At 65.2% G+C, this 14,359-nt stretch carries 12 protein-coding genes; 9 read left to right on the top strand and 3 right to left on the bottom strand.

Going from position 1 to position 14,359, the window contains the following annotated elements:
- Positions 1-3 precede the first annotated feature (3 nt).
- The 7 genes from CH249_RS01160 (at position 4) to CH249_RS01130 (ending at position 9,750) form a co-directional block, all read left to right on the top strand.
- The gene (locus CH249_RS01160; RefSeq protein WP_230596663.1) at positions 4-654 is read left to right on the top strand and encodes a YigZ family protein; all 651 of its coding nucleotides are present in this window, start codon (positions 4-6) and stop codon (positions 652-654) included.
- A 165-nt stretch (positions 655-819) separates the two neighbouring features.
- The gene (locus tag CH249_RS01155; RefSeq protein WP_094631065.1) at positions 820-1,299 is read left to right on the top strand and encodes a single-stranded DNA-binding protein; all 480 of its coding nucleotides are present in this window, start codon (positions 820-822) and stop codon (positions 1,297-1,299) included.
- A gap of 116 nt (positions 1,300-1,415) precedes the next feature.
- On the top strand, positions 1,416-3,095 hold the full coding sequence (gene ettA, locus CH249_RS01150) for an energy-dependent translational throttle protein EttA (RefSeq protein WP_032394612.1): 1,680 nt from the start codon (positions 1,416-1,418) through the stop codon (positions 3,093-3,095).
- A gap of 1 nt (position 3,096) precedes the next feature.
- The gene (locus CH249_RS01145) at positions 3,097-3,507 is read left to right on the top strand and encodes a thioesterase family protein (RefSeq protein WP_094682577.1); all 411 of its coding nucleotides are present in this window, start codon (positions 3,097-3,099) and stop codon (positions 3,505-3,507) included.
- A gap of 142 nt (positions 3,508-3,649) precedes the next feature.
- Positions 3,650-8,488, top strand: coding sequence for an NAD-glutamate dehydrogenase (locus CH249_RS01140; RefSeq protein ID WP_094682576.1), 4,839 nt, complete (start codon positions 3,650-3,652; stop codon positions 8,486-8,488).
- 115 nt (positions 8,489-8,603) lie between these two features.
- On the top strand, positions 8,604-9,068 hold the full coding sequence (locus tag CH249_RS01135; RefSeq protein ID WP_052049348.1) for a thioesterase family protein: 465 nt from the start codon (positions 8,604-8,606) through the stop codon (positions 9,066-9,068).
- Positions 9,061-9,750 (top strand): hypothetical protein, encoded by a 690-nt coding sequence (locus CH249_RS01130; protein ID WP_045194580.1) that lies wholly within the window; start codon positions 9,061-9,063, stop codon positions 9,748-9,750. Before CH249_RS01135 ends, CH249_RS01130 begins: the two co-directional genes overlap by 8 nt.
- Here the strand turns inward: CH249_RS01130 and CH249_RS01125 are convergent.
- Complete coding sequence (locus CH249_RS01125; RefSeq protein WP_094682575.1) at positions 9,747-11,330, bottom strand: glycoside hydrolase family 13 protein; 1,584 nt, start codon at positions 11,328-11,330, stop codon at positions 9,747-9,749. The two genes, CH249_RS01130 and CH249_RS01125, sit on opposite strands and share 4 nt — an antisense overlap.
- A gap of 212 nt (positions 11,331-11,542) precedes the next feature.
- Between CH249_RS01125 and CH249_RS01120 the strand changes: the two genes are divergently transcribed.
- Positions 11,543-12,010 carry a cupin domain-containing protein gene (locus CH249_RS01120; RefSeq protein ID WP_094682709.1) on the top strand — a complete coding sequence of 156 codons (468 nt, stop codon included), beginning with the start codon at positions 11,543-11,545 and terminating at the stop codon, positions 12,008-12,010.
- An 18-nt stretch (positions 12,011-12,028) separates the two neighbouring features.
- Here CH249_RS01120 and CH249_RS01115 read toward each other — a convergent pair whose 3' ends face one another.
- Both CH249_RS01115 and CH249_RS01110 read right to left on the bottom strand, forming a co-directional pair.
- Positions 12,029-12,424, bottom strand: a complete 396-nt coding sequence (locus CH249_RS01115) for a globin (RefSeq protein ID WP_032394607.1) — start codon at positions 12,422-12,424, stop codon at positions 12,029-12,031.
- A 51-nt stretch (positions 12,425-12,475) separates the two neighbouring features.
- On the bottom strand, positions 12,476-13,435 hold the full coding sequence (locus CH249_RS01110; RefSeq protein ID WP_045199538.1) for a mechanosensitive ion channel family protein: 960 nt from the start codon (positions 13,433-13,435) through the stop codon (positions 12,476-12,478).
- A gap of 231 nt (positions 13,436-13,666) precedes the next feature.
- Between CH249_RS01110 and CH249_RS01105 the strand changes: the two genes are divergently transcribed.
- The gene (locus tag CH249_RS01105; protein WP_179273114.1) at positions 13,667-14,329 is read left to right on the top strand and encodes an HNH endonuclease; all 663 of its coding nucleotides are present in this window, start codon (positions 13,667-13,669) and stop codon (positions 14,327-14,329) included.
- The last annotated feature ends 30 nt before the right edge of the window (positions 14,330-14,359 follow it).

Below are 14,359 nucleotides of genomic sequence, written 5' to 3'. Positions count from 1 at the left end.
CGGGTGACCCCACTGCGCACCATCGCGAGCCGCGTCGAGTGCGAGACCGACGTCAAGAAGTCCAGGTTCGTTGCCGTCGTCGATCGCGCGGGCACCGAAGCGGAGGCGCGGGCGGTGATCGCCGCAGCTCGCAAGGCCGATCCTGCTGCCGGACATCATTGTTCGGCTTTCATCGTCGATTCCTCGGCCGGCGACACACTGGCCGACCCCGATCAGCGCATCGAGCGGTCCAACGACGACGGTGAACCCGGTGGCACGGCAGGTACACCGATGCTCGACGTGCTCCGCGGCCATCACCTGACCAACGTCGTCGCGGTCGTCAGCAGATACTTCGGCGGAACCAAGCTGGGCACCGGCGGACTGGCGCGTGCCTACGGCGGCGCGGTGACCGAGGCCCTGTCCGGAGCGACGTTCCTGACCCGGGAGCGACGCGAGATCATGACGCTCGAACTCGATCACGCCGAGGTCGGCCGGGTGGAATCGGAACTGCGGGGGCACGGAGTCCTGGTGGTCGGCACCTCCTACGGTGCGTGCGCGGTACTGACCGTCGCGGTGCCGGACGCCGATTCGACTGCGGCGCTTGTTGCTTCGCTCACTGCGGGCCGCGTGGTTCCCGTGCTCGACGGCCACACGTACGCCGAAATTCCCGACTAGCACACCTCCCCGACATTCTCGGCTCTCACGGACCCCGATTCCGGCCGTTCATCCACAGACCGGGCAGTTGTCCACATTTCGCCGACTCGTTCACCGCGGACGTTCTCCGCGTAGCAGTCTCGAACTCGATCGCAATCACGCGACATCGATCGAGGGGAAGACAACATGTACGAAGCACAATGCGCCGTGGTCGGCACGGTCATCACCAATCCCGTCAAGCGCTCCACGCCCACCGGCGACGAGGTCCTCAGCTTCCGGATGGCCAGCAACGCCCGACGGCAGGACCGCAACACCGGCGAATGGACCGACGGTGGAACCCTCTACCTGACGGTCACGTGCTGGCGTCGCCTGGTGCGCGGCGTCGGGGCGTCGCTGATGAAGGGCGACCCGATCATCGCCTACGGACAGCTACGCACCAACGAGTACACCAATCGTGACGGAGTCGAACGCGCAGATCTCGAGATGCGGGCCAGTGCCGTCGGACCGGATCTCGCGCGCTGCAACGTCTCGATCCACCGGACGCGAGCGGTGGCATCCGACGCTGCGACGGACGGCGATCCGGGAGCGACCGAACCCGTGGACGCGGATGAGGATCGCGATCACGACCGCATCGACGACGACGTGCGCGAGTCCGTTCCGGCCTGACGCAGACCCGGGACCCGCCGTCCGCGCTGCATCGGAACCTACGATCGGGTGTGGACGGCGGCTGCGCCCTCGGGCGGTGGTGCCGGAGACTCGCTCGCACCGATAAGCTGGGCGTCATGGCTGAATTCATTTACACCATGAAGAAGGTGCGCAAGGCGCACGGCGACAAAGTCATCCTCGACGACGTGACGATGAGCTTCTATCCGGGAGCGAAGATCGGCGTCGTCGGCCCCAACGGCGCCGGTAAGTCCAGCATCCTCAAGATCATGGCGGGAATCGATCAGCCCGGAAACGGTGAGGCGTTCCTCGCTCCCGGTGCCTCGGTCGGCATCCTCATGCAGGAACCGGTCCTCGACGACACCAAGACCGTTCGTGAGAACGTCGAGGACGGCCTCGGCGAGACGATGGTCCAGCTCAAGCGGTACAACGAGATCGCCGAGCTGATGGCCACCGACTACTCCGACGAGCTGATGGAAGAGATGGGCGAGCTGCAGGAAAAGCTCGACCACGCCGATGCCTGGGAGATCGACTCACAGCTCGAACAGGCGATGGACGCGCTGCGCTGCCCGCCGCCCGAGTCGCCCGTCACCAACCTCTCCGGTGGTGAGAAGCGCCGCGTGGCGCTGTGCAAGCTGCTGCTGAGCAAGCCGGACCTGCTGCTGCTCGACGAGCCGACCAACCACCTCGACGCCGAGAGCGTGCTCTGGCTCGAGCAGCACCTGGCCGCGTACTCGGGTGCAATTCTCGCCGTCACACACGACCGGTACTTCCTCGACCACGTGGCGCAGTGGATCGCCGAGGTCGACCGCGGACACCTGTACCCGTACGAGGGCAACTACTCCACGTACCTGGAGAAGAAGGCCGAACGCCTCGAGGTATCGGGCAAGAAGGACCAGAAGCTGCAGAAGCGCCTCAAGGACGAGCTCGCCTGGGTTCGCTCCGGTGCCAAGGCGCGTCAGGCCAAGAGCAAGTCTCGTCTGGCTCGTTACGACGAGATGGTGGCCGAGGCCGAGAAGACCAGGAAGCTCGACTTCGACGAGATCCAGATCCCCAACCCGCCGCGCCTCGGCGACGTCGTGGTGGAGGTCAAGAGCCTGGACAAGGGCTTCGACGGCCGCGTACTGATCAAGGATCTCTCGTTCACGTTGCCCCGCAACGGCATCGTCGGCGTCATCGGCCCCAACGGTGTCGGTAAGACGACGCTGTTCAAGACGATCGTCGGGCTCGAGGAGCCGGACGGCGGTGAGGTCAAGATCGGACAGACGGTCAAACTCAGCTACGTCGACCAGAACCGGTCGGGCATCGACTCGAAGAAGACGGTGTGGGAGACGGTCTCCGACGGCCTCGACTTCATCACCGTCGGCAACTCCGAGTTCCCGTCCCGCGCGTACATCAGTTCGTTCGGGTTCAAGGGTCACGATCAGCAGAAGCCTGCAGGAGTTCTGTCCGGTGGTGAGCGCAACCGTCTGAACCTGGCGATGACACTCAAGCAGGGCGGCAACCTGATCCTGCTCGACGAACCGACCAACGACCTCGACGTCGAAACACTCGGATCGCTCGAGAACGCGCTCGAGGAATTCCCCGGTTGCGCCGTGGTCATCTCGCACGACCGGTGGTTCCTGGACCGCACCTGCACGCACATCCTGGCGTGGGAAGGTGGCTTCGGCGACAACGAGGCCGCGTGGTACTGGTACGAGGGCAACTTCGAGGGCTACGAGGCCAACAAGGTCGAACGCCTCGGACCCGACGCGGCCCGTCCGCATCGCGTCACACACCGGAAGCTGACCAGGGACTGACGTGGCAGGAAAGACCTTCACCTGCACGCTCCAGGTGCGGTGGGGAGATTCCGATCGCCTCGGCCACGTCAACAACACCCGCTTCGTCGAATACCTCCAGGAAGGCCGCGTTCAGTTTCTGAACGCGGTCTTGGGAGGCTCGAAGCAACGGGGTGCGGCCGTGGTCCGAAAGCTCGTCACCGATTTTCTGCACCCGATTCTCGACGACTCCGGACCGTTGACGATCGAGCTGTGGGTCACGCGTATCGGGACCACCTCCTACGGCGTCCGGCACGTGGTGACCGACCGCGACGGAAAACTGTGTGCGGACGCCGAGGCGACGATGGTCGCCTTCGATCTCGCCACCTCGTCGTCGCGTCCTCTGGACGAGCACGAGCGGGGACTGCTCACCGAGTACCTGCACGTCGAATAGAGCCGTCGCGCAGTTCGCGCCACGCGCTGGGTCTGCGAGGTCACTGCGGTAACGGGGTGTTCGACACTAAGGTCGAGTAGTCATCGACGACCGGCGATCGGCGGGCGTCGGGAAAATCCTCACGAGGGAGTACTCGAACACCATGCCACGCTCGCTGGACCTGCCCGACAACGATTGGGCCAACGGGCTCGACGACCGACTCCTGGCCGAGCTGGCGACCCTGCGTGCCGAGTACTTCGAGCACGTGGACACGACGGCCGTCGGAGCGTCCGCGCACAGCCCCGACACCACGTCCTTTCATCGGCACGTCCGGTTGGCCGCGCAGCGGCGTCCCGAGACCGCGAACGTGGCGGTTCACCGACCGAGTGAGTCGAGTTCTGCCGCCCATCGGGCCGCGGGCAGCTACCTGCAGATCGTCACCGACGACATGCCGCTCCTCGTCGAATCGGTCATCTCGCTGCTCTCCCGACTCGGCATCGAGTACACCGACGTGATTCATCCCATCCTCTCGGTGGCCCGCGACGCCGACGGCAAGCTGACGGGCCTGACCCCCGACGGTCGACGCGAATCCTGGATTCACGTTCAGCTGCATCCCGCCACGTCCGAGGACGCGCTCGCCCGCGTCGAGTCGGAGGCGCGCCGGGTGTTGGCCGACGTGCGTCAGGTGGTCGGCGACACCGATCGAATGCGTCGGGTGCAGGCCGAAGTCGCCGATCTGCTCGACGAAGCGGCCCAGCGGGCCGGTGATCCGGAGTCCGACATCGCCGTCGATCATCGCGACGCCGCCGCGTTGCTGCGTTGGCTCGGGGACGGCCATTACACGCTCCTCGGCTACCGCCGCTACCGGATCGACGGAGTCGACGGCGCACGGACGGCCACCGGCGACGAGTCGAGCAGTCTCGGTGTCCTGCGCGACGCGGCGCACGAGGTGGACGGCTCGGAACTACTCGGTCAGCGCGATCTGGTGACCCTGACGCAGGGTGCGAGTCCGGCCACGGTGCACCGCGCGGTCTACCCCTACTTCGTGAGTGTTCTCGACAACGAGAACTCCGCCGAGCACCGCTTCGTCGGCGTCTTCACCGTCACGGCGCTGCACGAGAACGTGCTCGACATTCCGGTGATCGAGCGTCGGGTTCGATCGGTGATCGCCCGCGCAGGCCACGATCTCGGGTCGTTCTCCGGTCAGGCGATGCTCGAGGTGCTGCAGTCGATGCCGCGCTCGGAACTGTTCGCGACCTCTGCGGCCTGGCTGTTCGAGACCGCGAGTGCTGTTCTGGCACTTGGCCGTCGGCGCAAGGTCAAACTGTTCGTCCGGCCCGATGCCAGCGGCTCCTTCGTCTCCGCCCTGGTGTACCTGCCGCGCGATCGTTACACCACCCGTGTGCGTCTCGCCATCCAGGATCGGTTGCTCCGTGAACTCGGTGGTACCTCTCTCGACTACACAGCGCGCGTGACGGAATCGGACCTGGCGCTGTTGCACGTGACCGTTCGTCGCGCACCGGGAACGGCGTCGACGGAGCTCGGTGCCGAGGACATCACCCGGATCGAGGGGGCGCTGACCGAGACCACCAGAACCTGGGAGGATTCCCTCGGCGACGCAGTCTCGCTCGACCGTACGGTCGACCCGCTGCGTATTCAGCGGTACACCGAGGCGTTCCCCGAGGCCTACAAGCAGGATTTCAGTCCGGCTCGGGCGGTCACCGACATCGCGCGCCTCGAAGGGCTCGGTGCCGAGTCGATCGACATGCAGCTCTACCGCAACGAGCAGTCCGCCGTTGGCAGTTGGCGGTTTTCGTTGTACATCGGCGGCGCGGGCGTCTCGCTGTCGCAGGTGCTGCCCATTCTGCAGAGCCTCGGCGTCGAGGTCGACGACGAACGACCGTACCCCGTGGTTCGGCCGGACGGAATGTCTTGCTGGATATATGATTTCGGGCTCTCCGCCTCGCGCGAGATGCTGCGCTCGGCAATCGACGGTGACATCGATGCGGAATTGTCCGAGGCAGGCACCGCCGATCGTGAGAGCCGAGTGCAGCATCGGTTCACCGACGCGTTCGCGGCGGTGTGGAGCGGCGCTGCCGAGGCAGACCGGTTCAACGAGCTGGTCATGCGCGCGGGCCTGCACTGGCGGCAGGCCGTGGTGTTGCGCGCCTACGCGAAGTATCTGCGCCAGGCCGGTTTTCCCTACAGTCAGTTCAACATCGAAGGTGTGCTGCTGACGCATCCGCGCACCGCTCGGCTGTTGGTCGGGTTGTTCGAGGCGCAGTTCGATCCCGAGGCGAGCTCGGAGGAGAACGCGCAGTCGATCGGTACCCAGCTGGGGGAACTGATCGACGAGGTCGTCAGCCTCGATGCCGACCGAATCCTGCGCAGCATGTTCGAGCTGATTCGCGCGACCTTGCGAACCAACTACTTCGTGGTGGGAGTCGACGGCGAACATCGCGAGTACCTCTCGCTCAAGTTCGACCCGCAGTCGATCGCCGAATTGCCCAAGCCGAAGCCGAAGTTCGAGATCTTCGTGTACTCACCCCGCGTCGAAGGTGTGCACCTGCGGTTCGGGGCCGTGGCTCGCGGCGGACTGCGCTGGTCGGATCGACGTGAGGACTTCCGGACCGAGATCCTCGGACTCGCCAAAGCCCAGATGGTCAAGAACGCCGTCATCGTGCCGGTCGGAGCCAAAGGCGGATTCGTCGTCAAGCGGCCCCCCGTCGTGACCGGTGACGCCGATCGAGATCGTCAGGCCCATGCCGAGGAAGGCAAGGCCTGCTACCGGCTGTTCATCGCCGGGTTGCTCGACATCACCGACAATCTCGACCGTGCCACCGGAACGGTGACGGTTCCCACCGGCGTCGTACGCCGCGACGGAGACGACACCTACCTGGTCGTTGCCGCGGACAAGGGCACCGCGACGTTCTCCGACATGGCCAACGACGTGGCCGCGAAGTACGGCTTCTGGCTCGGCGACGCCTTCGCCTCCGGTGGTTCGGCCGGCTACGACCACAAAGCCATGGGCATCACCGCCAAGGGTGCGTGGGAGAGCGTCAAACGCCACTTCCGCGAGCTCGGAATCGACACGCAGAGCCAGGATTTCACCGTCGTCGGTGTCGGCGACATGAGCGGGGACGTGTTCGGCAACGGCATGTTGCTCAGCCGGCACATTCGCCTGCTCGCCGCGTTCGATCACCGGCACATCTTTCTCGATCCCGACCCCGAGCGTGAGTCCTCGTTCGCCGAGCGGGAGCGGTTGTTCGCACTGCCGCGGTCGTCGTGGGCGGACTACGACACCTCGCTCATCAGTGCGGGCGGTGGAGTGTGGGAACGGACCCGCAAGTCCGTCCCGATCAGTGCGGCTGCACGTGCCGCCTTGGGGCTGGGCGATTCCGTGGACGCGCTGTCTCCGCCGGAGCTGGTGAACGCAATCCTTCGGGCTCCGGCCGATCTGCTGTGGAACGGCGGAATCGGCACGTACATCAAGGCATCGACCGAGACCAATGCCGAGGTCGGCGACAAGGCCAACGACATGGTCAGGGTCGACGGAATCGACGTCCGCGCCGCAGTGGTGGGGGAGGGCGGCAACCTCGGAGCCACCGCCCTGGGCCGCATCGAATACGCCGCTGCCGGAGGCAAGATCAACACCGACGCCGTGGACAACTCGGCGGGTGTCGACTGCTCCGATCACGAGGTCAACATCAAGATCCTGTTGGAAACGGCCATCACCAACGGCAACCTGGCGCGCGAGGATCGAGACGAGCTGCTCGCGTCCATGACCGACGAGGTGGGCAGATTGGTGTTGTGGGACAACATCATGCAGAACGAGCTGCTCGGCACATCGAGGTTCGACGCACCGAGCCTGGTCACGGTGCACAGCCGGGTGATCGAGGACCTGGAAGTGCGCCGCGGACTCGACCGAGAGCTCGAGGCGCTACCGACCGAGGCGGACCTGCGTCGACGCAAGCAGGACGGCCGAGGATTGACCTCGCCGGAACTGGCGACGTTGATGGCTCACGTGAAGTTGGCGTTGGAAGCGGAGTTGCTCGACAGCGAACTCCCCGACAGCGACGTCTTCGCTCCGCGGCTACCCAAGTACTTCCCCGAGCCGCTGCGCGAGCCGTATGCCGACGCGATCACCGCACATCCGCTCCGGCGGCAGCTGGTGGCCACGACGCTGGCCAACGAGGCCATCGACTGCGGCGGCATCACGTTCCCCTACAGATTGACCGAGGATTCGGGTGCGGCAGGCACCGATGCCATTCGCGCGTTCGCGGCCGCCACCGAGATATTCGGACTCGACGAGGTGTGGAACTCGATCAGGGCCGCGGACGTGCCGACAGCGGTCTCGGCCGAACTGTTGCTCGAGTCGCGCCGCATGCTCGACCGCGTCTCGCGGTGGCTGCTCGCCAACCGTCCCCAGCCGCTGGCCGTCGGAGCCGAGATCAGCCGGTACGCCGGCCAGGTGCGGGCACTGCAACCGTCGGTGTCGACGTGGATCTCCGGGCATCAAGCCAGCGACCTGGACTCGCGATCGGCTGCGGCGATCGAACGCGGCGCGCCGGCCGACCTGGCTCGTCGGATCTACGGGTTGCTCGACGTGTACTGCCTGCTCGACATCATCGACATCGCCGACATCGTGGATCGGGACGGAGCCGAGGTCGCCGAGCTCTATTTCGCCCTGGACGCGCACATCGGTATCGACTGGTTGCTCACTGCCGTCTCCAAGCTGGCTCGTGGAGATCGCTGGCACTCGTTGGCGCGCTTGGCCCTTCGCGACGACCTGTACTCCTCTCTCCGGGGAATCACGCAGGCCGTACTGGCAGGCGGCGAGCCGGAGGAGTCGGTAGCGGAGAAGATCGCGGAATGGGAGTCGACCAACTCGTCCCGGCTCGCGAGGTCTCGCGCGGCATTGACCGAGATCGCCGAGTCGGGAACCCTCGACCTGGCCACCCTGTCGGTCGCTGCCCGACAGGTGCGCAACATGGTGCCGTGACCGACACGGTGCCGTGACCGACATGGTGCCGTGATCGACACGGTGTCATGACCTTCCGCACCACGTCGCAACTGCCGAAAACGACGACACTCGACCGAGAAGAGGGATTGACCACGTGAGTGTGCCCGACGCCCATCTGTCCGACCAGCGACCTGCAACCGCGCGAGTGGGCTTCCATGCCACCGTGGACGTGCGGTGGTCGGACATGGATGTGTACCAACACATCAACCATGCCCGGATGGTCACTCTCCTCGAAGAGGCCCGCATTCCGTGGCTGTTGGTGGACGGGAGGCCCACGGCGAACCTGCGTCACGGAGCGGTGATCGCGGATCTGCACGTGAAGTATCGAGGCCAGCTCCGGCACGAGGACGGTCCCCTCGATGTCTTCATGTGGATCGATGCGGTGCGGGCGGTGGACTTCGTCGTCGGTTACGAGGTGCGGGCCAGGGGTGCCTCGCTGGACACCCCTGCCGCCGTCGTGGCCTCGACGCAGATCGCGGCGTTCGACATCGATGCGCAGCGGTTGCGTCGACTCACCCCGACCGAGCGCGAGTTCTTGATGAGCTGGCAGCGTGTATGAGCGCGTACTGACCGTTCCCGACGCGGTCGAGCGGGAGAACCTCGCGACGTTCTGCAGCAGGGCGCTGCGTCTGGACGAAGCTGCGGTGATCCGTATGCGGACCCGAGCGGGTGGCGGTGTTTCGTGTTGGGCAGCAACGGGTTTCGATGCGCTGGCAGCGCGGGTGATCACCGGAACCGTGGTGCCCGACGACACCAGTGCCGGTGCCGACGTGTTGGTTGCGGCGGCGGCGCAGGCGGTCGACGGTGTGATCGACCCGGGGTTCTCGATGGATTCCGCGTGGCGCGGTGCCCTGCCGCCGGACGGCGGATTCGACCATCTCGACGATGTGCCCGCCAGGGTGCTCGTGGGGCTCGCGCAACGCGGCGTCGCACTGGCCAAGGAGCACGGTAGCAGCCACGGCCCGCCGAGTTCGTTGCTCGAACAGGAAGTTCTCCACGTCGCCGGTGACGCCGACGACGTGTCGATCTCCATGCGGACGGTGTTCGCCCTCACCGCAATGGGTTTCGTTCCGCACAGCGGCAGCGACCCGTTGACCGTCGACATCGACCCGGATCGAATCGCACCCGACGAGGTCGTTCGGGTGCGCGTGTCGAAGGTGTGGCTACGCCTCGATGCCCGCTACGGGTCGATCTTCGCTCGTCGGGCGGGACAGCAGTTGTCGCTCACCGTCGAGCGTTAGACGAGCCACGCAGCAGCGTTCGCCGGAAGTTTGCCGTCCACCATCCGGGCACTGGCCAGCAGCAACTCGCCGGGAGGCAGCGGGATCGACTCCTCCGACGCGTTCAGGGCACAGATCAGACCCCCGCTTCGGCGAAACGCCAGGCAGCCGGGAGGTGATCCGTACCAATCGATTCCGGTGCCGGTGAATTCCGGACGCAGCGCCCGCAGTTCGAAGGCCGTCCGGTAGAGGCTCAGCATCGAATCGACGTCCTCGAGTTGCGCCTCGGCGGTGTACCCGTCCCACTCCGGCGGCATCGGCAACCAGGTTCGATCCGTGGAGGAGAATCCGAAGGGCGGTGAGTGTCCCTCCCAGGGCATCGGCACCCGACAGCCGTCTCGGCCACGTTCGGCATGCCCGGATCGCTCCCACACCGGATCCTGCAACGCGCTGTCGGGCAGTTGCACGTTGGGCAACCCGAGCTCGGCACCGTTGTACACGAAAATTGTTCCGGGAAGGGCCAATTCGACGAGAATCATGGCGCGGGAGCGCGCCCGACCCCGGTCCCCACCGCCGTACCGGGTGACCTCGCGCTCGACGTCGTGGTTCGACAATGTCCACGTGGGAGTTCCGGCAACCAGTTCGACAGCGGCGAGGGAATTGGAGATGGCGTCGCGGATGGTCGACGCATCGAAATCGACACTGGCCAGCCGGAAGTTGAAGCCCAGGTGCAGCTCGTCGGGCCGGATGTATTCGGAGAACCGCACGTTGTCCTGCACCCAGATCTCGCCCACGGTCACCGCGTCGGGGAATTCGTCCATGACGGCTCTGATGCGTCGATGCAGCTCGTGGACCCTAGGGTTGTTGAATCGGGGATCGTCGTCGTCGTTCTTCATCAACGCGTTCAGTTCGAGACTCATGTCGGCCAGGTCCACCGGTTTGGCCATACCGTGCGCCACGTCGAGTCGGAAGCCGTCGACGCCGCGGGAGAGCCAGAATCGCAGGGTGCGCGCGAAGTCCTCGAACACCTCGGGATTGTCCCAGTTCAGATCCGGCTGCTCGGGCGCGAAGATGTGCAGGTACCACTGGCCGGGGGACCCGTCGGGCTCGGTGATGCGGGTCCAGGCCGGGCCACCGAAGATGCTCGGCCAGTTGTTCGGTGGCTGCGAACCGTCGTCACCCCGTCCGTCTCGAAAGATGTAGCGGGCTCGTTCGGCACTACCGCGCGTAGCTGCGAGGGCCGATCTGAACCACGGGTGCTCGCTGCTGGTGTGATTGGGCACCAGATCCATCGTGACCTTGATGTCGCGCGCATGAGCCTCGTCGACCAACGCGTCGAAGATCTCCAGGTTGCCGAACAAGGGGTCGATGTCGCGAGGATCGGACACGTCGTACCCGTGATCGGCCATGGGCGAGCGCGTGATGGGTCCGATCCAGACGGCGTCGATACCAAGCAGTTCGAGGTAGCCGAGCTTGTCCCGAATTCCGTCGAGGTCACCGATGCCGTCACCGTTGGAGTCCGCGAACGACCGGGGATAGATCTGGTAGAAGACGGCGTCCTGCCACCACAGCAGCTCGGAGCTTTCGATCGGATCGGTCACAAGGGGCAATAGTGCCAAACGATCGGCCGCGGAACGATTCAGGGGCGTTGGGGCACAGTGGGAGGCAGGATGTCAGGTCAACGAACAGTAAAGCTTTGTGCTCATTCACATGACCGACTCGTGCCGTTTCGTTGAGAAAGTGTTGTATGTTTCTGCTCTGGCAACCAGTAGCGGCGGAAGCCGCGCCCGACGGTGAGGACGCGACGGAAACCATGATCACTTCGACCATCGAAGCCGTACGACTCGGCGACATCGCACTCGACGACAGCCCCATCGAACCCACCTGGATTCTCGAAGGAAACCCGCAGGCGCGCCTCGCCGAGTGGTCGAAGAGCATCGACGGCACTACTACCACCAACGTATGGGACTGCACTGCGGGACGTTTCCGTTGGTACTTCGCCGTCGACGAGATCGTGCACATCATGGACGGTTCGGTGACCGTGTCCAGTGACGACCACGCACCGCGCACCCTGCTCCCGGGTGATGCTGCACTGTTCCGTGCGGGCACCTGGTCGGAGTGGCACGTCGAGAACTACGTACGCAAGCACGCCATTCTGCGCCAGCATCTGCCGGCGCCCGTGAGTTTCGCACTCAAGGTGGCTGGTTCCGTTCGCACCCGCATGGGCAACCTCAAGGCCGCTGCCGGCGGCAAGAGCCCGCAGCGGGTCGGATCGCTGTAACCCGCTGCGCTGCCGCCGTCAGATCGCCGAGTTCATCATCGAATTGGCGGCCATCTCCATGTAGTCGATCAACTGTGCTCGGTGCGCGGAGTCCATGACCTTCGGGTCGATCGACGCGATCGCGATGTGCATGCAGCGAAGCCACGCGTCTCGCTCCATCGGTCCGATCCGAAACGGGTTGTGTCGCATCCGCAATCGAGGATGGCCGCGCTCGTCGGAATACGTCCGCGGACCGCCCCAGTACTGTTCGAGGAACATCCGCATCCGCCGTTCGGCCGGTGCCAGATCCTCCTCCGGGTACAACGGGCGCACAATCTCGTCCTTGGCGACTTCCTCGTAGAATTTCGCCGTGAGTGACCGGAACGTCTCGGCACCGCCTACCGCGTCGTAGAACGTCTGCTGCGGTTCGGTCATCACACTCTCTCTGTTCGTTCCTGGTCGGCGTCGCTCACCATCATGGTCTGTTCAGTTGCCGCGCTCGGCCACGACCCCACCCGGGCGACCCAGGGCGTACGGTGCCTTGATGTCGGCATCGTCGAATGCCTGGAGTATCTCCTGGTGGAGTCGGCGCTGCACGGCCCACTGGCGGCCGGGGCGGGTCTTGATCGTGATGCGGATGGTGACCGTGTCGGCGCTGACCGCATTGACCCCGAGCATCTCGGGCGGTTCGAGAATGTCGTCGGCGAAGTCTTTCGACTCCACCACCTTCAGCGTGGTGCGTTCGGCGACTGCGCGGGCCTCGTCGATGTTGGCCGTGTGGGACACGGGCAGATCGAGAACGGCGACCGCGAAGCCCTGACTCATGTTGCCCACGCGCAGCACCTCGCCGTTGCGGCAGTACCAGACCGTGCCGTTGACATCCCTGATCGTCGTGACGCGTAGCCCCACGCTCTCGACGGTGCCGGTCGCTTCACCGAGGTCGACGACGTCACCCACTCCGTACTGGTCCTCGAGGAGCATGAAGATGCCCGACAGAAAGTCTCGAACCAGGTTCTGGGCACCGAAGCCCAAGGCGACACCGACGATGCCCGCCGAGGCGATGAACGGAGCGACATTGACCCCCGCCACATCGAGCACCGAGAGCACGAACCACGTGAGAATCATGACCGAGACCGCCGACTTGAGCACCGAGCCGATCGTGTTGGCCCGTTGTTTGCGACGCTCGTTGAGAATCGCGCCCTTGACGGTGCTCGACGACCGGTCGCGGAGCGGGCGCAACAGCATCGGAGACTTCCCGACGTTGTTGCGGGTGAATCGGTCGATCAGTTTGTGCAGGACCAGTCGCAGCACGATGGCGAGGACCAGATAGCCCAGAGCCTGCAGCGGACGATCGACCAGCCAGTCGCGTCCGGTCTCAGTCAACTCGAAAGCTCGGGTGTCGAGATCTCGCAACAGCGACGGGTCGGGAAGGGACGATGCGGACAGGAAGGTTGATACGGACACCCGAAAAGTCTACGGAGACGTCGAGATCTCGCCAGTCACGCTGCGCATGGAGCCGCCGATCGTCGATCGTGAACGCGAGGACGCGAGATGTTCACCGTTCGGCAACAGAAAATGCCGAGAAAAAGGCTGTGCGTGGACGGTGTATTCGTGTTCCACTGTCACTCGTGTTCCACGCAAGCCATGCGCGGGCGCCGACTGTCTCTGGAGCAACGCATGAAGAACTCGCAACACCGCCATCGACAACTCCCGCCCACTGAGGGCCGCACCGCGCACGACCAGCGTGAGACGGCCTCGGGGGCTTTTCCGCTGCGTGTGGTGCCGACGGCTCACACCGCCACGGGCGACGACGCCGTTCCGGCGTGGGTCAAGCGCCGTGTGCTGCTCCTCAATGCCACATTCGAACCACTGACCGCGCTTCCGATGCGCCGGGCGGTGGTTCTTCTCGTTTGTGGGAAAGCCGACGTGGTGCACGACGATCCGGAGGGCCCGTTCATTCGGTCTGCGGACTTCTCGGTCCAGGTGCCGTCGGTGATCAGATTGCGGACGTTCGTCCGTGTTCCGTACCGAGCGCGAGTGCCGATGACCCGCGCCGCGCTGATGCACCGCGACCGGTTCCGGTGCGCGTACTGCGGAAGCAAAGCCGAAACCGTCGACCATGTGGTCCCGCGTAGTCGCGGAGGTGGCCACTCGTGGGAGAACTGCGTCGCATGCTGCGCCTCGTGCAACCATCGCAAGGCGGACAAATTGCTCAGTGAGATCGGCTGGACACTGCGCGCCCAGTTGGTGCCGCCCAAGGGTCCGCACTGGCGACTGTTGGCGACGACCAAGGAGCTCGACCCGACGTGGCTCGCGTACCTCGGTGAGGGTGCTGCCTGACGCGGTCGGGTCTGCACATTTCGGTCACAA

Origin of the sequence: Rhodococcus sp. 05-2255-3B1 (assembly GCF_002258545.1) — a bacterium.
Classification (GTDB): Bacteria; Actinomycetota; Actinomycetes; order Mycobacteriales; family Mycobacteriaceae; genus Rhodococcoides.
The sequence above is the reverse complement of the archived record's forward strand: the minus strand, read 5'-3'. Positions and strand labels throughout refer to the sequence as shown.

What these genes read in the sequence shown, in the direction of transcription:
- CH249_RS01115 (WP_032394607.1), bottom strand. Translation starts at nt 12,424, where the DNA reads ATGACCGAACCGCAGCAGACGTTCTACGACGCGGTAGGCGGTGCCGAG.
- CH249_RS01155 (WP_094631065.1), top strand. Translation starts at nt 820, where the DNA reads ATGTACGAAGCACAATGCGCCGTGGTCGGCACGGTCATCACCAATCCC.
- CH249_RS01105 (WP_179273114.1), top strand. Translation starts at nt 13,667, where the DNA reads ATGAAGAACTCGCAACACCGCCATCGACAACTCCCGCCCACTGAGGGC.
- CH249_RS01140 (WP_094682576.1), top strand. Translation starts at nt 3,650, where the DNA reads ATGCCACGCTCGCTGGACCTGCCCGACAACGATTGGGCCAACGGGCTC.
- ettA (WP_032394612.1), top strand. Translation starts at nt 1,416, where the DNA reads ATGGCTGAATTCATTTACACCATGAAGAAGGTGCGCAAGGCGCACGGC.
- CH249_RS01120 (WP_094682709.1), top strand. Translation starts at nt 11,543, where the DNA reads ATGATCACTTCGACCATCGAAGCCGTACGACTCGGCGACATCGCACTC.